The 17407-nt window shown below is 69.7% G+C and carries 16 protein-coding genes and 1 pseudogene; 6 read left to right on the top strand and 11 right to left on the bottom strand.

Features of this window, described 5'->3' with window-relative positions:
- Nucleotides 1-114: 114 nt before the first annotated feature.
- Together OG490_RS37075 and OG490_RS37070 are read left to right on the top strand one after the other, a co-directional pair.
- Nucleotides 115-990, top strand: a complete 876-nt coding sequence (locus OG490_RS37075) for a universal stress protein (RefSeq protein WP_330300664.1) — start codon at nucleotides 115-117, stop codon at nucleotides 988-990.
- Nucleotides 991-1017: 27 nt separating this feature from the next.
- Nucleotides 1018-2007 (top strand): Acg family FMN-binding oxidoreductase, encoded by a 990-nt coding sequence (locus OG490_RS37070; protein ID WP_330300663.1) that lies wholly within the window; start codon nucleotides 1018-1020, stop codon nucleotides 2005-2007.
- A gap of 67 nt (nucleotides 2008-2074) precedes the next feature.
- Here the strand turns inward: OG490_RS37070 and OG490_RS37065 are convergent, their stop codons facing one another.
- Genes OG490_RS37065 through ppsA form a run of 5 tightly spaced genes read right to left on the bottom strand, consistent with a single transcriptional unit; the run spans nucleotide 2075 to nucleotide 8686 of the window.
- Nucleotides 2075-2377, bottom strand: a complete 303-nt coding sequence (locus OG490_RS37065) for a dsRBD fold-containing protein (protein WP_330300662.1) — start codon at nucleotides 2375-2377, stop codon at nucleotides 2075-2077.
- 21 nt (nucleotides 2378-2398) lie between these two features.
- On the bottom strand, nucleotides 2399-5080 hold the full coding sequence (locus OG490_RS37060; protein WP_330300661.1) for a cation-translocating P-type ATPase: 2682 nt from the start codon (nucleotides 5078-5080) through the stop codon (nucleotides 2399-2401).
- Complete coding sequence (locus OG490_RS37055) at nucleotides 5073-5699, bottom strand: Rv1733c family protein (protein ID WP_330300660.1); 627 nt, start codon at nucleotides 5697-5699, stop codon at nucleotides 5073-5075. The genes OG490_RS37060 and OG490_RS37055 overlap by 8 nt, the downstream gene beginning before the upstream one ends.
- A 36-nt stretch (nucleotides 5700-5735) precedes the next feature.
- Nucleotides 5736-6239 carry a flavodoxin domain-containing protein gene (locus OG490_RS37050; protein ID WP_330300659.1) on the bottom strand — a complete coding sequence of 168 codons (504 nt, stop codon included), beginning with the start codon at nucleotides 6237-6239 and terminating at the stop codon, nucleotides 5736-5738.
- Complete coding sequence (gene ppsA, locus OG490_RS37045; protein ID WP_330300658.1) at nucleotides 6236-8686, bottom strand: phosphoenolpyruvate synthase; 2451 nt, start codon at nucleotides 8684-8686, stop codon at nucleotides 6236-6238. Before ppsA ends, OG490_RS37050 begins: the two co-directional genes overlap by 4 nt.
- A gap of 513 nt (nucleotides 8687-9199) precedes the next feature.
- Here ppsA and OG490_RS37040 point away from each other — a divergent pair.
- Nucleotides 9200-9551, top strand: a pseudogene (locus OG490_RS37040) (hypothetical protein); the annotation flags it as partial.
- A 29-nt stretch (nucleotides 9552-9580) separates the two neighbouring features.
- Here the strand turns inward: OG490_RS37040 and OG490_RS37035 are convergent.
- Entirely contained in the window at nucleotides 9581-10261 is a 681-nt protein-coding gene (locus OG490_RS37035; protein ID WP_330300657.1) for a helix-turn-helix domain-containing protein, read from the bottom strand.
- Nucleotides 10258-11355, bottom strand: coding sequence for a zinc-dependent alcohol dehydrogenase family protein (locus tag OG490_RS37030; RefSeq protein ID WP_330300656.1), 1098 nt, complete (start codon nucleotides 11353-11355; stop codon nucleotides 10258-10260). The genes OG490_RS37035 and OG490_RS37030 overlap by 4 nt, the downstream gene beginning before the upstream one ends.
- A 178-nt stretch (nucleotides 11356-11533) precedes the next feature.
- Here OG490_RS37030 and OG490_RS37025 point away from each other — a divergent pair, with 178 nt between their 5' ends.
- The 3 genes from OG490_RS37025 to OG490_RS37015 all read left to right on the top strand — a co-directional run bounded on the left by OG490_RS37025 (nucleotide 11534) and on the right by OG490_RS37015 (nucleotide 13946).
- A complete protein-coding gene (locus OG490_RS37025; RefSeq protein WP_330300655.1) occupies nucleotides 11534-12961 on the top strand; it encodes an MBL fold metallo-hydrolase in 1428 nt (475 codons plus the stop codon).
- A gap of 92 nt (nucleotides 12962-13053) precedes the next feature.
- On the top strand, nucleotides 13054-13281 hold the full coding sequence (locus OG490_RS37020; RefSeq protein ID WP_330300654.1) for a hypothetical protein: 228 nt from the start codon (nucleotides 13054-13056) through the stop codon (nucleotides 13279-13281).
- Entirely contained in the window at nucleotides 13278-13946 is a 669-nt protein-coding gene (locus OG490_RS37015) for a CBS domain-containing protein (protein ID WP_330300653.1), read from the top strand. Before OG490_RS37020 ends, OG490_RS37015 begins: the two co-directional genes overlap by 4 nt.
- On the opposite strand, the gene OG490_RS37010 is transcribed toward OG490_RS37015, so the two are convergent.
- From OG490_RS37010 to OG490_RS36995, 4 genes are all read right to left on the bottom strand, one after another.
- Nucleotides 13943-14713 carry an ABC transporter permease subunit gene (locus tag OG490_RS37010; protein WP_330300652.1) on the bottom strand — a complete coding sequence of 257 codons (771 nt, stop codon included), beginning with the start codon at nucleotides 14711-14713 and terminating at the stop codon, nucleotides 13943-13945. The two genes, OG490_RS37015 and OG490_RS37010, sit on opposite strands and share 4 nt — an antisense overlap.
- Before the next feature lie 47 nt (nucleotides 14714-14760).
- Nucleotides 14761-15264 carry an AAA family ATPase gene (locus tag OG490_RS37005; RefSeq protein WP_330300651.1) on the bottom strand — a complete coding sequence of 168 codons (504 nt, stop codon included), beginning with the start codon at nucleotides 15262-15264 and terminating at the stop codon, nucleotides 14761-14763.
- The gene (locus OG490_RS37000) at nucleotides 15261-15506 is read right to left on the bottom strand and encodes a hypothetical protein (RefSeq protein WP_330300650.1); all 246 of its coding nucleotides are present in this window, start codon (nucleotides 15504-15506) and stop codon (nucleotides 15261-15263) included. The genes OG490_RS37005 and OG490_RS37000 overlap by 4 nt, the downstream gene beginning before the upstream one ends.
- A gap of 582 nt (nucleotides 15507-16088) precedes the next feature.
- Complete coding sequence (locus tag OG490_RS36995; protein WP_330300649.1) at nucleotides 16089-17216, bottom strand: site-2 protease family protein; 1128 nt, start codon at nucleotides 17214-17216, stop codon at nucleotides 16089-16091.
- Nucleotides 17217-17407: the final 191 nt, after the last annotated feature.

Below are 17407 nucleotides of genomic sequence, written 5' to 3'. Positions count from 1 at the left end.
CGCAAGCGGGCTGGTCGGTCCCACAGGGGACCGACTGGCCCCTCCACAGAGGCTCGCCGAACAGCCAGTCTGGAAGAGGCGGGAGGACCCCCCGCTCAGAAGGAGATGGTGACCATGGCGAACCGAGTGACCGTCGGCCTCGACGGGTCCCCGGAAAGCACGGCGGCCGCCCGCTGGGCCGCACGCGAGGCCGAGCTCCGCGGCGCCACCCTGGACCTGGTCCACGCGGAGGAGTGGCTGGAGAATCCACCGCTTCCCGTCGCGACCACCGAAGAACGCCGACACTGGGCGGAGACCGTCCTGCGCGACACCGCCGAAGAGGCGCGACGCGTGCATCCGTCCTTGAAGGTGGACACCCGGCGAGTGGGCGGGCTGCCTTCCCTGGCGCTGACGCACGCCGCCGAGGATTCCGACATGCTGGTACTCGGCTCGCGCGCGCTCGGCAGCATCGCCGGGTTCCTCGTCGGATCCACCGGCTCGGACATCGTTGCCGAGACCGAACGCCCCGTCGTACTGGTCCGGGCCGTCGGCCGCGCGGGCCCTGCGCCCGACGGCGAAGGTGACCGCGGGCCGGTCGTGGTCGGCGTGGACATCCACCAGCCCTGCGACAAGCTCCTGGCCTTCGCTTTCGAGGAGGCGTCCTTCCGGCACTGCCCGCTCGTGATCGTCCACGGCTGGTCGCCACCGCCGATCCTCAGCTATGCACCAGCCCTCGACCCGGGGATCCATCAGGAGATGGTCCGCGGCATCACCAGCACGCTGGACGAGATGGTCCGTCCGTGGCGCGAGAAGTACCCCGCAGCGCAGGTCGACTCGCGGGTCACCATCGGCCAGTCGGCGATCCAGATCCTCGACGCGGCCTCCGCAGCCGCCCTCGTCGTCGTCGGCCGCCGCATCCGCCGTTCCGCATTCGGCGCCCACATCGGCCCCATCGCACACGCCGTGATGCACCACGCGGTCTCGCCGGTCGCCGTCATCGCCCACGACTGAGGCCCACCACACAGGCAGGACAGTCCCATGACCGCATCGATTCCCGAGCCGGCGGAGGTCGTTCCCCTCATCGAGGACGCCGTCATGGCTCCGTCCATGCACAACGCCCAGCCCTGGAAGTTCCTCTTCCGGCCGGCTTCCGGCAGTATCGAACTGTACGGCGACCCCGGACGTGCCATGCCCCTCGCCGACCCGGACCACCGCGCCCTCCACCTGGGCTGCGCCGCCGCACTGTTCAACCTACGCGTGTCCGCCGCCTGGGCAGGCCGGGGCGCCAACGTGCGGGTGCTGCCCGACAGGGATGATCCGTGGCTGTTGGCTGCAGTGGACCTCAAGGGCCCCGAGCCCAAGGACCGGGATCTTGGAGCCCTCCGCCCCGCCATACGGCGACGTCACTCCAGCCGTTTCCCCTTCTCGGAGGAGGACATACCTCCCGCGCTCCTGGACGGCCTGCAGGCCGCCGCCCTTCTCGAAGGGTGCCGCCTGCTCATTCCGGACGCATGGCACACCGACACGGTGCTGGGCCTCATACACGACTCCGAGCACCGCGAGGAGATGGATCTCGCCGTGGCGGCGGAAACCTTGGCCTGGACACACACCGGTACGCCGGAGCAGCAGACCCGTCCCGACGGCATTCCCGTAAACGCCTTCGGCCCGAAGCACGCGGGTCGCGGTGGAGGCGTGCGCGACTTCGGCCGTTCGCAGCACATCCCGGGACGCGCCTGGGCCGCCTTCGAACGGAAGCCGCACATCACGTTGCTGGGCACCTCCGGTGACAGGCCCGAGGACTGGATGCGAGCAGGACAGGCCCTGCAACGCGTCCTCCTCCAAGCCACCGCCGACGGACTGGTCACGTCCATGACCTCGCACCCGCTCGAATGGCCCGAACTGCGCTGGACGGTGCGCGATCCCGGCTCGGCCATGAACCACGTGCAGATGGTTATCCGGCTCGGCTACGGGCCACAAGGTCCCGCCACGCCCCGACGCCCCGTGGCCGAGGTTCTGCACATCCGGTGAGTCGGACATCTGGAGAGTCGTGCTCTGGCTATGCCGGTGCGGCAGCCGCAGAACGAGGAAGCGGTGGCTAGGACGTCCCGATGTCCAGCCACCCGGCATGCGGCTTGAGGGACTCGCGCAGTGACGGTTCGTCGGCGGCCTGCCTGTCTCCGTAAGCGGTTTGCTTCACCTGGGCCGCCAGGTCCTCCATGGCGCGGGCGACCGCGAGTTCGTCGCCGATTTCAGGGATGTCGGTGTCCTGCGGGGCGCAGCGGGCGGTTCCGTGGCCGGTGAGTCTGGTCGTGCCGGTGTCGAGCTCCAGGCGGGCCTTGGTCGTCTGTTCCTCTTCGAAGAGGAACAGACGGAGCTTCCATTCGACTGTGCGTGACATGGAGTGTCTCCCGGGAGGGTGTCAAGGGTGCGGGTTTCCGTGCGTACGTCGCCTCCAGCGCCTCAGTTCGTCGGTACCCCAGACGAGGACCGGGAAGCAGGCGATGAGGGTGACGACGTCGAGGGGCAGGGCTGCGGTACCGAAGAGGCCTTGCAGGGGCGGTGCGTAGACGAGGGCTGCCGTGAAGGCGAGTTCGAAGGCGATGCCGGCCAGGAGCAGGGGGTTGGTGAACAGGCCGATGGCGCGCAGCGCCGCGTGGTCGGTTCGGGCGGCTACCGCTGTGCCGACCTGGCAGGTGACGATTCCGGCGAAAGTGGCGGTGGTCGCGGTGACGTACGCGTGGTGGAGGGGGCTGCCGACACCGGTGGGGTCTCCCGGGTGCCAGCCTGCACGCCACAGCACGTAGAAGAACGCGGTCATGACCAGGACGGCGGAGACGGTTCCGAGGTAGCCCCAGCTGCGGATGAGCATGTCGCGTGAGATGACTCCTTGCGAACTCGGGCGGGGCGGGCGGCTCATGGTGCCCGGCTCGGCCCGTTCGCGGCCGAGGGCGAGGGCGGGGAGGGTCTCGGTGCCGAGGTCGATGGCCAGGATCTGGAGGACGGTCAGGGGTAGCGGGACGGCGCCCGCCGACAGGGCGAAGACCAGGAAGGGGACGACCTCGGGGGTGAGGTGGGCGAAGATGTAGACGATGAACTTGCGGACGTTGTCGTAGACGCGGCGGCCGGATTCGATCGCGGTGACGATGGTGGCGAAGTTGTCGTCGGTCAGCACCATCGTGGATGCCTCGCGGGCGACGTCCGTGCCGGACCGGCCCATGGCCACGCCGATGTGTGCGCGGTGGAGGGCGGGTGCGTCGTTGACGCCGTCCCCGGTCATGGCGACGATCTGGCCGTGGGCGCGCAGTGTGTCGGCCACTTTCAGCTTGGTCTCGGGCGAGGAACGCGCGAACACGACCTCCGCGTCTGCCGAGGCGAGGAGTTCGTCGAGTTCGTGGTCGCCGATCGCCTCGGACTGGGCCACGACGCGCAGATGGGGCAGGCCGATGCCGACCTCGCGTGCGACGGCTGCGGCGGTGGCGCCATTGTCCCCGGTCACGATGTGCACGCGTAGTCCCGCTTCGTGGCAGCGGCGGACCGCGGCGGCGACTTCGGGGCGTGGCGGGTCGTACAGGCCGACGAGCCCGAGCAGGCGCAACCCGGTCTCCGCGTCCTGGCGACGGCTCGGCACCCCGGCATCGTCCGGCAGAGCTCGGACGGCGACCGCCAGGACGCGCATTCCTTCATGCGCGAGTTCCTCGGCAGCGGCAGCCGCAGACTCCGAACTGTCTTCCAAGGTCTGCAAGACCGTCTCGGGCGCCCCCTTGGCGATGATGAGCAGACCGTGCTCTCCATCGGCCTGGACGGCGGACATCAGTCGCAGCCGCGGGTCGAAGCGGAAGAGGGCCCGGCGCCCGGTGTCCCGGCCGTCGAGGTCGACGGGAGCGGCGTGGGCAGCGGCGCCTTCGATCAGGGCCATCTCCGTGGGGTCGCCGTGTAGTTCGCCGTCGTCGTCTCGGGTGACCGTGGTGCACTGTGCGCTGGTCCGCATCAGCTCTCCCACCCAGGGGCCGGTCTCCCTTCCGTGCTCGGGCGTCCAGACTGCTTGGAGGCGCATGCGGTTCTGGGTGAGGGTGCCGGTCTTGTCGGTACAGATGACATTGGTGGAGCCGAGGGTTTCGACGGCGCTCAGCCGTTTGATCACCGCTCCTTGGCGGGCGAGGACGCGTACGCCGACAGCGAGCGCGAGGGTGATGGTCGGCAGCAGCCCCTCGGGGACATTGGCGACGAGCAGGCCGATCGCGAACATCAGGGTGTCGGTCAGCGGCAGGCCCACGGCGACACCGGCCGCCAGGAAGACACCGCCCATGGCGACCGCTACGGCGGCGATGAGCCAGGCAACCTTCTTGACCTGCTGTTCCAGGGGGCTGGGGTCGCGCCGGGTGCGCTGACTCAGAGCCGCGATGCGGCCGAGCTCCGTGTGGTTACCGGTGGCGAAGACGATCCCCTGAGCCTGTCCCCCGGTGCAAATGGTGCCGCTGAAGACGAGGTTGGGCTCCTGCAGCAGCGGCGCGCCGACGAGTCCGGGGCCGGCGAGGCGTTCGGCGGGGGTGGACTCGCCGTTCAGCATCGACAGGTCGACCTCGATGCCTCCCTCGGTCAGCCGTGCGTCGGCCGGAACCTTGGCACCCTCTTCGAGAACAACCAGATCTCCCGGTACCAGTTCCCCTGCCTCGACCACCGTGGGCCGACCGTCGCGGATCACCAGGGCGTGCTCGGGCAGGTATTTGGCGAGTGTCTCCACGGCCTGTTCGGCCTGCCGTTCCTGAAGGAGCGCGAACGCCGCGTTGACGAGGACCACGGCGACGATGGCCCAGCCGAGCACGGGAAGGCGGGCGACGAACGCCAGCGCGGCCGCCGCCCAGAGCAACAGGGCCAAGGGGTGGACCAGCTGCCGTACGAGTTCACGCCCCAGGGAGGTACGGGCCTTGCGCCGGACCTCGTTGGGCCCGTAGACGGCGAGGCGGCGGGCCGCCTCCCGGGCCGACAGCCCGCGCGGCCCGGTTCCGAGCTCGCGCCGCAGCAGCGGCAGCGGCTCCATCGGGTCGGGGTTCAGGAGCGGATCCCCGTCGGAGGACCGGAGGGTGGTGGCAGATTCAGTCATCCTCGACTCCCGGGTCCCTGCGCACCCGGCCGGACCAACGCGGCTCCAGGAGCTCCCACTCGCGGTCCCATGCGGCCAAGCTGTGCGCTTCGACGCGGCGGAGCCTCAGCCAGACGACTCCCCCGGCAGAAAGGACGGTAACGCCGAAAGCAGCAGCTCCGGCGGCGACCGCGGTGGAGGCCACTTCGCCCTCGCGGCGGGGCTCGGACGCCTCCCTACCCGCGTCGTCGACCCAGACCGTGACCTTCCCACCCACGGGTGTGCCGACCGGGACCAGAACCGTGTCGGTGTGGCGGTGGGAGACGGGATACTCCCAGGCCACCTGCGCCGTCGCCATCCGGGGTTCGTTGAAACGAACGGGAAGTGCGCGTTCGGCCTGGCCTACCGTCGTCGCCGGGATTCGGTGCCGGTGCAGTGCCTCCGCCTGGGCGGCGCGGTTCTCGGCGTTCCAGACTGCCGTCCCGATGACGATGCCGCAGAGCACGGCGATCAGCGGGGAGAGCCTGAAGGCGGCGATCCAGCGGCCGCGCGTGCGGTCGCCCGCGCGACGCAGTTCATTCGGGCGGCGACCCAGCAGCCGACGCCGTGGGCGGCCTTCCTCTGCGGGACCCTCGCGCATATCGTGCCTCCGGCTGCCGGGAATTGACCGAGCGTGTCAGTGGAGAGCGGTGAGCTCGGCGCTGATGTGGTGGGCCCAGGTCTGGATCCGCTCGGGATTGCGGAAGTCACCACCCTTGCCGGAGCGGACCAGCGCTTTGGCGAGCAGACCCGGAGTGTGCGCCGTGATGCTGCCGCCGAAGGTGATGTGTTCGCGTGCGCCCAGGCTCTCCATCTGCTGCGCGACCGCCCGCACGGGCGGGATGTCGTGCTGCTCGGCGGAACTGTCCACCGGGTCGCTGCTGAACAGCCAGACCGGTCGGTGCTTCAGATAGTGGGCATTTCGTTCGGCGCAGCGCTTGGCCTTGCGGCTCCAGCGCCCTGCGTACAGGGCTCCGCCGAGCACCACGGCGTCGTAGCCACGCACATCGTCCACGTCGTCGGCAGGGAGCACGACGGCGTCGAGGCCGTCCGCGCGCAGCGACACACCGATCTGCTCGGCGATTCCCGCGGTTGCTCCGTGCTTGGTGCCGTAGGCGACCAGTACCCGCTTCGTTGTCATGACGATTCTCCGTTCCCGTCGTTCTCGGCACGCTTCACCGGGAACCCGGCCCGGACCGTTGGGTCCGCGCCGTAACGCTTGAGTTCGGCGGCGGCCACGTGCTGTTTGACCGCGGCGAAACTGTCGGGGGCGACGGAGATCGAGTCGATGCCGGTCTTCACCAGGAACTCGGTGAAGGCGGGGTCGTCGCTGGGGCGTTGGCCGCACAGGCCGACCGTGGCGCCCACGGACTGGGCTCGCGGGACAAGGATCTCTATGCTGCGGGTGACGGCGGGGTTGGTCTCGTCGAAGACGTGTGCGAGGGCTTCGGAGTCGCGGTCGACTCCCAACGTGAGCTGGGTGAGATCGTTGCTGCCGATCGAGAAGCCGTCGAAGCGTTGGGCGAAGTCCTGGGCCAGGATGACGTTCGCGGGGATCTCCGCCATGACGTACACCTTCAGCCCGTTCTCACCCCGGCGCAGGCCCTGCCCGTCCATGGCCTCCAGGACCTTGTCGGCCTCTTCGAGGGTGCGGCAGAAGGGGATCATGACGATGACGTTCGTCAGGCCCATTTCGTCACGGACCCGGCGCAGTGCCCGGCATTCCAGGGCGAATCCCTCCCGGTAGCCGTCGCTGTAGTAGCGGCTCGCACCGCGCCAGCCGATCATCGGATTGGCTTCGACCGGTTCGAAGGGCCGGCCGCCCAGCAGGCGCGCGTACTCGTTGGTCTTGAAGTCACTGGTGCGGACGACGACGGGCGCGGGCCAGCGGGAGGCGGCGATGCGGGCGATCCCGTAGGCCAGCCGATCGACGAAGTATTCGCCGCGGTCCAGGTAGCCCTCGGTGAGCTGATCGATGACGCAGCGGTCGTGGTCGTCCAGCCGTTCGGGGTGCAGAAGGGCCATGGGATGGACCTTGACCTGGTGGGCGACGATGAACTCCAGTCGGGCGAGGCCCACGCCGTCGGCGGGCAGCCGCCACCAGCGGAAGGCCGCTGACGGGTCGGCGAGGTTCAGCATGACCTGGGTCCGCGTGGCCGGCAGGCCGGCGAGGTCGGTCTCGGTCTCCTCGTAGGCGAGCAGGCCCGGATAGACCCGGCCGCGGCCTCCTTCGGCGCAGGAGATGGTGACCTCCTGGCCGTCGCGGAGCACCTCGGTGGCCCGGCCGGTTCCGACGACGGCGGGAACGCCGAGTTCGCGACTGACGATGGCTGCGTGCGAGGTGCGGCCACCGTGGTCGGTGACGATCGCAGAGGCCCGCTTCATGATCGGTTCCCAGTCCGGGTCCGTGATGCCGGTGACGAGCACGCCACCGGCGGGGAAGCGGTCCAGGTCGACGGGCGAGTCCAGGGCGACGACCGGGCCGCGGCCGATGGCCTCACCCACCGCGATCCCCTCGATCAAGGCCTCACCCGGTGTGGCGGTCAGGCGACAGCGGCGCAGGGTCGAGGCGCGGCGCCGCGACTGCACGGTCTCGGGCCGGGCCTGGACGATCCACAGCTCTCCTGTCAGGCCGTCCTTGGCCCATTCCAGGTCCATGGGGCAGCCGTAGTGTTCCTCGACGGTCTGGGCCCAGCCGGCCAGGAACCGGACTTCCGCGTCGGTCAGGACGCGCTGTGAGCGCTCGGCGCCGGTCGTGTCCACCGTCCGGGTCAGACCGTGCTCTGCGTAGACGGCCTTCTGCCGCTTCGCGCCGATCCGTACGTCGATCACCGGGTCCAGCGACGATTCCTTCAAGCTCGGCTTGAACACCGTGTACTCATCGGGGTCGACCTGCCCGCTGACAACGGTCTCGCCCAGGCCCCAGGCCGCGCTGACCACGATGACCTCGGGGAATCCGCTCTCCGGGTCGAGGGTGAACATCACGCCCGCACCTGCCAGGTCCGACCGGACCATCACCTGGATTCCGGCGGAGAGCGCCACCGCGAGATGGTCGAAGCCCATCCGCTCCCGGTAGTCGATGGCCCGGTCGGTGAAGAGCGAGGCGTAGCAGCGGTGGACCGACTCCAGCAGTTGGGCGGGCCCCCGGACGTTCAAGTAGGTTTCCTGCTGCCCTGCGAAGCTCGCCTCCGGAAGATCCTCGGCGGTGGCGCTACTGCGTACGGCGACCTCCGGTTCCTCACGGCCTTCATCGCGCCCCAGCTGTTCGTACGCCGAGACGATCTCCGTACGCAGCTCGTCCGGCAGCGGCTCGGCCAGGATCATCGACCGAATGCCCGCCCCCACCTCATCGAGCGCCGCCCCTTCATGGAGGCGCCCGATCTGCTCCTCGATGCGCCCGCGCAGCCCGTGGCCGCCCAGCAGCTCTCCGTACGCGTCCGCCGTCGTGGCGAACCCAGGAGGCACACGCACACCTTCGGAGACCAGGTGCACGGTCATCTCTCCCAGGGAGGCGTTCTTCCCTCCCACACGGCCGAGGTCCTGCCGGTCGAGTTCTGCGAACGGTATGACGCGTCGGGTGGTTGCCATGACGTCCTCCGTCGTACGTGCGGTGATCGCGGGGCTCAGTAGGGCATCGGGCGGCCGGACGGGGTGCGCAGGTCCAGCGGCCCAGGCGTGCGGGGCTGCCTCGGTCGGGTCTGGATCCGAATGCGCTGCATCGTCCTCACCTCTTCCGGAACGGAGCCTTCAGCGGCGTCCGGATTCCACGATCGCTCCGCGCACTGCTGGGTCCGCAGTGCCGAGGGGGCCCACAGTGGGGGCCGGGTGGGCCGTGCCTGGGAGGGGCCCATCGGTCCCTGCGCCTGGAGCAGGGCGCCCGTGATGGCGCCAACACCGGACAGCGGGTGCACGCCAACCGAGAGATCCGCTGCGCGAAGCCGTCCCGCAATGTGTTCGGGGGCGTAGCAGGTCAGGACTCTCACTCTCATGGGACACCTCTCCGACCGGCGGCTCCAGGCGGACGGAGCTCCCTTCCAGGGGAGTCCATCGGACCGGGCCGCGGACAGGGCCGCGTGGGGCAAACGAGGGCCCAAAGGGCCCATGCTGCGGCAGCGGGACGCGGTCAGGCTGGGGGGTACGACCGAGGCGACGACCACCGACCTGTACGAGGTCACAATGGCGATGTCATACCTGCGTGAGGGTATGCGCGCCCCGGCCACCTTCAGCCTGTTCGTCCGGGATCCACCGCCAGGTCGTGGGTTCCTCGCCGCTGCGGGCCTCGAACCGGCCCTGGACTACCTTTGCCGGTTCCGTATCACTTCGGCTGACGTGCGGCAGCCCCTGCTGGAGGTCACCGCACCGCTGCCGCAGGCCCACCTCGTCCAGACGTACTTGCTCACCCAGGTGTGCCACCGCGGCCCGCTGTGTGATCGCCGCCCAGGGGCACCCCGTCGGTGTCAAAGATGACCGCGCGGAGTGTGCTCACCAGTGCACTACGCGGCGTCCGGTGATCCGGATCGGTGTGATCTTCATCCAGTGGGTGCGCTTGCCTCCGGCCCAGGGCATCGAGCGCGCAACGGCGTCGAGATGCTGCTTGCCCGCCGCATCGGTGACGGCTTCGGCCTCGCCCACGGCCATGACGCTCCAGCCTTGTTTCATGGCGTCGTCGATGTGGTCGACCTCGAAGGCCACCTCCGTCCCCGCGGCCCGCGCGAGAACCGCCTCTTCAGACGTGCGGAACGCGATCTCGCTGCCGGCCATGACGTAGTTGACGGGGAAGATCGCGGGTCCCTCGGGAGTGAAGACCGCGACTCTGCCGACGCCGTGGGTGGACAGCAGGCGTCGGCACTCGGCGTCGGTGAGCGCCATCAGTTCCGCGTTCCGCAGAGCAGTACCCCGCCCGGGCGGATACTCGGTGGTCGCACCGGTCAGTTCCGCCACGGTCGTTCCCAGCGCGTCGGCGATGCGGGCGAGGGAGCCGATGGCGGGGGCCGCGGCGTGTTCTTCCAGGTAGGCGACGTACGTGGCGTCGGCCCCGCAGCGCTTGCCCACCTGTTCCCTGGTGAGGCCGAGTTCCTGGCGGCGCGCGGCGATCCGGCGCCCCAGGTCGGTGCGACCGGCGGGCACCTCGGTGGAGGCGGGTCCGGACTTGTTCCTGCTCATGACCACCACGTCCTCTCGGCTTCGCGTTGGGTCGCCTCGGCGACCACGTCGTGCCGGGGGCCACCCAGCACCACCTTCAGTGCCCCCGTGTCGCCGGCGCGGGAGAACACGTCGTATGCCTCTTCCATCTGTCCCAGCTCGAAGCGATGGGTGACCAGCGCGCTCCCGGGCAGGCGGCCGGCCGCCATCATCCGGAGCAGCATCGGCGTGGAGTAGGTGTCGACCAGCCCTGTGGTGATGGTGATGTCCTTGATCCACAGGTCTTCGAGGTGCAGGGTGGCAGGCTTACCGTGCACGCCTATGTTGGCGACCCGGCCGCCGGGGCGCACCATGCGCGTGCACATTTCGAAGGCTTCCGGAACGCCGACGGCTTCGATGACCACGTCGGCGCCGAGCCCGTCGGTGAGGTCGGCGACCAACTGTTCCGGTTCCTCGGTCGCGCTGGCGGTCGTGTCCGCGCCGAGTGCGCGGGCCGCCGCCAGCCTCGAGTCCGCGAGGTCTACGGCGACGATCCGCCCGGGGCTGTACAGACCGGCGGTGGCGATCGCCGCGAGGCCGATCGGGCCCGCTCCGACCACCACGACCGTGTCGCCCGGCTGCACGTTCCCGTTGAGCACGCCGACCTCGTACGAGGTGGGGAAGATGTCAGCCAGCAGCACAGCGTCCTGGCTGTCCACGGCGCTCGGAAGCGGGTGCACGGAGAGATCGGCGAAGGGGACCCGTACGTACTCGGCCTGGGTGCCGTCGATGGTGTGGCCGAGCACCCAGCCGCCGCCTCCGCGGCACTGCCCGTAGTGGCCTTCGCGGCAGAAGCGGCACCGGCCGCACGAGGAGATGCAGGAGATGAGGACCCGGTCCCCGGGGCGGACGGTGCGGACGTCGCCGCCGGTCTCCACCACGGTCCCGACGGCCTCGTGGCCCAGTACTCGGCCGGGCGTGACCTCGGGCACGTCGCCCTTGATGATGTGCAGGTCGGTGCCGCAGATGGTCACGGCGTCGACCCGGACGATCGCGTCGGCGGCGTCCTTGATGGAGGGGTCCGGGACTTCCTGCCAGGCGGTCTGCCCCGGGCCGTGGAAGACGAGTGCCTTCATGGCTTCGCCCTGCTTCCTGTCGCTCGTCCAGTGGGGGACAGTGCCAGGTTGGCCCGACCTCCGTTTCGGGCGCATGGGCCGTTCGGTCCCGTCCTGGACCCTGTCGGCCCCCTCGCCGCCCCCTACGGCAAATGCGATGGTGAAGACCGGTACTCGCCTCGAAAGGAGGGCTGCCGCCATGGCCGAGACAGCCCCGACACCCGTGCCCTCACCCTCCCGCCCAGCTCTGCTGCGCTTCCTCGGGGGCGTACGGACCGTGACCGGCAGCAAGTTCCTGATCGAGAGCGACCACGCCCGGATCCTCGTCGACTGCGGACTCTTCCAGGGTTTCGCGGACCTGCGACGACGCAACTGGGAGAAGCTGGCCTGCGACGCCGCCGACATCCACGCCGTGGTCGTCACCCACGCCCACCTGGACCACTGCGGCTACCTGCCGCGCCTGGTCCGGCACGGCTTCCGGGGACCCATTCTGACCAGTGCTTACACCGCCCGCCTCGCCGAGATCGTCCTGCGGGACAGCGCGAAACTGCAGATGGAAGCAGCCCGTCACGCCAACGAGCACGGCTGGTCCAAACACCGGCCCGCCGCTCCCCTCTACGACGACAACGACGTGGACCAGACGATCAAGTACTTCGACCCCGTGCCGGTGGGCGAAGAGATCGAGATCATGGCCGGGACGAAGCTGAAACTGCACCACGGCGGCCACATCCTCGGTTCCGCCTGGGTTCACCTCACGCTGGAGGACGGCCACACGCTCGCGGCCAGCGGCGACCTCGGGCGTCCCGGACACCCCCTGCTCCTGCCGCCGGAACCGTTCTCCGGTGCCGACGTGCTGTTGATGGAGTCCACGTACGGGGACCGGCACCACGATCACGAGACCGCTCAGCGGGAGTTCGCCTCCGTTATCACCCGAGCCCTCGCGCGGGGTGGAACCGTCGTGATCCCGGCCTTCGCGATCGACCGCACCGAGGTGGTGCTCCACGAGCTCGCCGGCCTGCGCCGCGATGGCGTCCTGCCGCGGAACGTCCCCGTGTACGTGGACAGCCCCATGGCCCTCGCGGCTCTGGACGTCTACCGCGAAGCCCTCCGTTCCCGCTCACCCGAGCTGCGGCCGGAGGCCTTGGCGCGGGGCGAGCAGGCGATCAGCCCGGACCCCTTCCTGGCCGCCCGCACGGTGCAGGAATCCATCGACATCAACAACGCCGAAGGTCCGGCCGTCATCGTCTCCTCCGCAGGCATGGCGACGGGCGGGCGTGTGCTGCACCACCTGAGCAGGGTCCTCCCCGACCCGCGCAGCGCCGTGGTCATCGTCGGGTTCGCCGCCGCCGGCACCCGCGCCCGCGACCTGGTGGACGGCGCCCGCACGCTCAAGATGTTCGGCGAGTACATCCCCGTACGGGCCGAGATCGCCGACGTGCCGCACTTCTCGGCCCACGCCGACGCCGGCCAGATCATCGACTGGCTACGCGACGCGCCCGCTCCCCACACCACCTACCTGGTCCACGGCGAGGAGGCCGCCGCCGAGACGCTTCGGGACCGGATCGACCGCGAGCTGGGCTGGACGGCCGTCGTACCCAAGTCCGGGGAGGCCGTCCTGGTCCGCTGACCTGGGCCGCATGGGTCCCAAGGCCGGTCCCGCGAGGCCCTTCCGGAGCCTTGTAACCGGTGTGAGTCTGTGGGAAAGGCCGGAGATACGCCATGACCACCATGAGGACTCTCCTGAACGGCACGGCATCGGAGACCCGCGAGGCTCTGCTCGCTCACTCCCGTTGGGTACAGGACTCCATGATCGGACGCGCCGCCTCGATCACCGTCGCGGCCGTTGCAGCACAGCGCCTCTCCTCCGCACGCATGCGGACCCTCGACCTGTTCGCCGCCACGGCAGCGGTCAACCGCTCGCCTACGCCCGCTAAGGACCAGCCATGACCTCCACCCCGTACACCGTCAACGACGTCATGACCAAGCCCGTCACCACCGTCGCCCCCACCACCGACTTCAAGGAGATCGTCGCTGCAATGGAGCGTTGGCAGGTCACCGCGGTCCCCGTCGTAGAGGGAGAAGGCCGTGTCGTCGGCGTCGTCTCCGAAGCCGACCTCCTCCCGAAGGAGGAGTTCCACGAACACCGGCCGGGCCTCATCGAGCAGATGCGCCGCCTCGGCGACACGTCCAAGGCCGGTTCCGTCCGTGCCGAGGAACTGATGACCAGTCCAGCTGTCACCATCCGCCCCGAGGCCACACTCCCCCAGGCCGCCCGCCTGATGGCTGAGCGCCGCATCAAGCGCCTCCCAGTCGTCGACGCCGACGGCACCCTCAAGGGCATCGTCAGCCGAGCCGACCTCCTCAAGGTCTTCCTGCGCACCGACGACGAACTCGCCGCCGAGATCCGCCACGAAGTCATCGAGCAGCTCTTCCCCGTCTCGCGGAGGGCAGTCAAGGTCGGCGTCACGCACGGGATCGTCACGCTCACCGGCCAGGTACGCGACGCACACCGCATCCCCGTGGCCACGCGCCTCGCTCAGGCCGTCGAGGGAGTCGTCAGCGTGCGCAATCGCCTGGAAGTGCTTGAGTCCGCCTCGGATGACGGAGCCTAAGGAGCCAGATCCCGCCCCATCAGCAACGTATGCGCCGCGAAGAGTCCGAGCACTCCGACGCCTGCGAGAACTCCCAATTGCGGCCAGAGCACATGTCCTTGGGCGAGCGCGTCACCGGGTGTGTAGTAGTGGAACGGGCTGATGAAGCGCAGCGGCGCTGCCTTCGACCACGCCAGGGCGATGAAATTCAGGGCAAAGCCCACTGCCCCGATCGCGATGGTGGCCCCGACCACCTGGGCCCGCCTGCGGCCCCACGCCGACACGGCAAGAGCCGGTCCCATCAGGCACAACGCAAAGCCGCAGCCCATCACCCCGGCGGCGAACACTCCGCCGAGCGATACCTGCTGGTGGATGTCGGGCGACAGCACAACGCCGGCCGCCACCGTCAGCGTGGCCGCCGCGTTCAGGGCGAGCGCGGCAAGTCCCAGCGCCACCGTGCGTTCGGCCAGCAGGCGGAGCCGTGACACCGGGCGCACCATGAGCAGCTCGATCGTCCCCGACTCCACATCGGCGGCGACGGCCGCAGCGGCGAGCGAACCAATGGCGGTGAGCTGCATGGCGATCCAGAACGGATGTACCAGTCCGGCTCCCAGCAGGCCCGGATAACTCGCGAGCGACACGTCGCCGCTCGACCCGCTGAAGGCCCGGTACGCCGACGGCGGCCCCTTCCCGTTCCCGGAGAACAGCTGCCCCGGCGGGATCGTATTGGCCACGACGACGATCAGCCCTTCGAAGACCACCATCCCCACCACCAGGGCCACCAGCATCCGCCGACGCCGGTGCAGTGCCAGCCACAACAGAGGCCACCGAGCCTTCACGGCCCCTCCCCCTCGTCGCTCTCCCGGTAGAGGTCCAGGAACGCCTCGTCCAGCCCGGCCTCCTCCACGGTCAGGTCGACCACCGCCAGCTCCAGCAGCCCCCTCAGCGCGCCCACCACCGCACTGGGCGGTACGAGCAGTTCCACCCGGTCGCCGTCCCACCGCGGTGACCACTGGTCGGCACGCCCCAAGGGCCGAGGGCCCGCACCATCACCGAAGGCGAGCCGGATCCTCCGGGCCCGGGCGTCGCGCAGAGCCGCCACGCGTTCGACGGTGACCAGCCGCCCGTCCCGCACGATCGCGACGCGCCCGCAGGCTCGCTGGACCTCAGGCAGTACATGACTGGACAGCAACACGGTCCGCCCGCCTGTCTCGGCCTCCCTCAGCAGCTCGAAGAACGTCTCCTGCACCAAGGGATCCAGTCCCTCGGTCGGCTCATCCAGCACGACCAACTGCGGATCGTGCTGCAGCGCCTGCACCAGTCCGATCTTCTGTTTCATGCCCCGGGAGTACTCACCTTGCCGGCCCCGTTCGGCCCGAGGAACCCGAACACCTCCCCCGCCTGCACAGTCAGGGTCAGTCCTTCCACGCCGACCACACGCCCGTATTTCTTGGTCAACCCGCTGAATTCGATGGCGTGCACAGGTCCCATACAACCAGTCTGTCCCAACCGGATCCCTTCACTCTTCTCTGTCACGAACAGCCTGACCGAGGTCATACGTTGGAAGTACCAGGCGGCCACGGCAGTGAAGGTGACGGCCCGGCACCGAGGGACTCCCCGGGGCCTGCCGTAGGCCCTTCTCGAAGGGTGGTCCGCATACGGCCGACGCTACGGTTCTTGTTCCCCCGTCCGGCAGGAATGTGGACCATTAGGCCCCTGCCGGGCACATTGGACCGCGCGCAATGCCGGAAGGCGGCAGGGCTCGTCGGCACCGTGGGCGGCCGTAGCCGGACACGGCACTCCGCTTCCCGAAGGGACCGGATCAGCCGAAGAGATCAGGCACCCGGATCGTGTGTACGGGACGCAGCCCGGGTTGGGCCCTGCCCTGTTCCCGGGGAGGAGGCGTCAACGTCGTGCGCGTGGGCAGCGTGCCGCTCGGGCCAGGACCAACTGGTTCATCGTGGGCTGCCACGAGTTCCTTGCGTGGGGTCGCATGCGCCGTCACGATCTCCTCCTATCGATAGTTCTGGGGTCTGCCGGCGAGCCGCCTGGCGTAGCAGGTGAGCGACCAGTCGGCGGCTTGAGACCATCGGGTCCTTCGAGGGAACCACCGGGCCCAACTGCCCCAGGCCGGTCCACGGGCCGACATCGAGGCACTGCCTGTCAGGTTGTGTCGGCTGGGCCGCTGCCGGAGTGGCGGTGGCCCTGCGGCGTGGCGGTCATCAGCCACGACATCGTGCGGCTGATGTCGGAGGACGCGACGATGCCCACGACCGTGCCGCCCTCGTCGACGACGAGAGCGCGCTGCCCGGCCGCGGCCGACATCCGCGGAAGGAGTTCGACCAGCTGATCGTCCGGGCCGACGACGACGACCTGTGACAACGGGATCATCACCTCCCGAACTCTCACCGCCTCACGTTGCTCCTCGGGCACCCGCCCTGCTGTCTTGAGAGTCACCAGTCCCTCCGGAGAGTGACCGTCGTCTCCGGTGACGGGGAAAGCGGAATGGCGGTAGCGATATCGAGGATCGACCAGAAACGCCGCGACACTCAGCCCGGCGGGCACGGTGACCGGCGCGAACGTCATGGTCTGGCGCACCGGGACACCGCGGAGCACGGCCCGAAGTTCTGCCTGCTGCCCCTCTGCGGTCGCCGCGGCGATCAGGAACCAGGCGATCATCGCCAGCCACAGCCCACCGACCACATCGCCCCGCGCGAACAGCAGCAGACCCACCAGGAGAAGGAACCAGCCGAACCCGCGGCCCGCCGCCGCCGCTCCGGCGGTCGCCCGCGCCCGGTCCCCGGTCCGCCACCACAGGAACGCGCGCAGGAGCCGTCCGCCGTCCAGCGGAGCGGCCGGCACGGAGTTGAACACGGCCAGCAACAGGTTGATCACCGCCAGCCAGACCAACGCCTCACTGGCCAGCCCCGGCCCGACGGCGCTGTCGACCAGCCATGCGGCCAACGCGAAGCACCCGCCCAGGCACAGGCTCACCAGCGGCCCCACGCCCGCGATGCGCAGTTCCGCGGCGGGCGTGGACGCTTCTGACCTGAGCCTGGCCACGCCGCCCAGGAGCCACAGCACGATGTCGTCCACCGCAACGTTGTTGCGACGGGCCACGACGGCGTGCGCCAACTCGTGCGCGAGCAGGGAGGCGAAGAACACGGCGGCGGTGATCAGCCCGATCAGCCAGTAGCTCCACCAGGAACGCCCCGGATACGCGTCCGGCAACCGTCCCTCGGCCAGCCCCAGCGCGATGAGGGTGAAGATGATCAGGATGCTCCAGTGCACCCCGACCCGTACCCCTGCGATCCGTCCCAGTGTGAATGTCGCCCTCACGGCTCCTCCAACGTCGCAGTCCCTGGAACCGTCAGCCGCGTCGTCGATCACGCCTGGCGGCAAGGGCACGGAGTTCGCTCACCGCAGAGAGGTACGGGATTCCCCGGATTCCGCGTCCATGACGGCCGCGGTGATGGCCGCCT

The sequence above is a fragment of the Streptomyces sp. NBC_00503 genome (assembly GCF_036346895.1).
In the GTDB taxonomy this organism is placed as follows: domain Bacteria; phylum Actinomycetota; class Actinomycetes; order Streptomycetales; family Streptomycetaceae; genus Streptomyces.
This window is presented reverse-complemented; position numbering and strand designations above follow the sequence as displayed.

Bases quoted from the DNA above. Each gene is read 5' to 3' on its own strand.
- OG490_RS37075 (WP_330300664.1), top strand. From the start codon at position 115: ATGGCGAACCGAGTGACCGTCGGCCTCGACGGGTCCCCGGAAAGCACG.
- OG490_RS37070 (WP_330300663.1), top strand. From the start codon at position 1,018: ATGACCGCATCGATTCCCGAGCCGGCGGAGGTCGTTCCCCTCATCGAG.
- OG490_RS37065 (WP_330300662.1), bottom strand. From the start codon at position 2,377: ATGTCACGCACAGTCGAATGGAAGCTCCGTCTGTTCCTCTTCGAAGAG.
- OG490_RS37060 (WP_330300661.1), bottom strand. From the start codon at position 5,080: ATGACTGAATCTGCCACCACCCTCCGGTCCTCCGACGGGGATCCGCTC.
- OG490_RS37055 (WP_330300660.1), bottom strand. From the start codon at position 5,699: ATGCGCGAGGGTCCCGCAGAGGAAGGCCGCCCACGGCGTCGGCTGCTG.
- OG490_RS37050 (WP_330300659.1), bottom strand. From the start codon at position 6,239: ATGACAACGAAGCGGGTACTGGTCGCCTACGGCACCAAGCACGGAGCA.
- ppsA (WP_330300658.1), bottom strand. From the start codon at position 8,686: ATGGCAACCACCCGACGCGTCATACCGTTCGCAGAACTCGACCGGCAG.
- OG490_RS37035 (WP_330300657.1), bottom strand. From the start codon at position 10,261: ATGAGCAGGAACAAGTCCGGACCCGCCTCCACCGAGGTGCCCGCCGGT.
- OG490_RS37030 (WP_330300656.1), bottom strand. From the start codon at position 11,355: ATGAAGGCACTCGTCTTCCACGGCCCGGGGCAGACCGCCTGGCAGGAA.
- OG490_RS37025 (WP_330300655.1), top strand. From the start codon at position 11,534: ATGGCCGAGACAGCCCCGACACCCGTGCCCTCACCCTCCCGCCCAGCT.
- OG490_RS37020 (WP_330300654.1), top strand. From the start codon at position 13,054: ATGACCACCATGAGGACTCTCCTGAACGGCACGGCATCGGAGACCCGC.
- OG490_RS37015 (WP_330300653.1), top strand. From the start codon at position 13,278: ATGACCTCCACCCCGTACACCGTCAACGACGTCATGACCAAGCCCGTC.
- OG490_RS37010 (WP_330300652.1), bottom strand. From the start codon at position 14,713: ATGCTGGTGGCCCTGGTGGTGGGGATGGTGGTCTTCGAAGGGCTGATC.
- OG490_RS37005 (WP_330300651.1), bottom strand. From the start codon at position 15,264: ATGAAACAGAAGATCGGACTGGTGCAGGCGCTGCAGCACGATCCGCAG.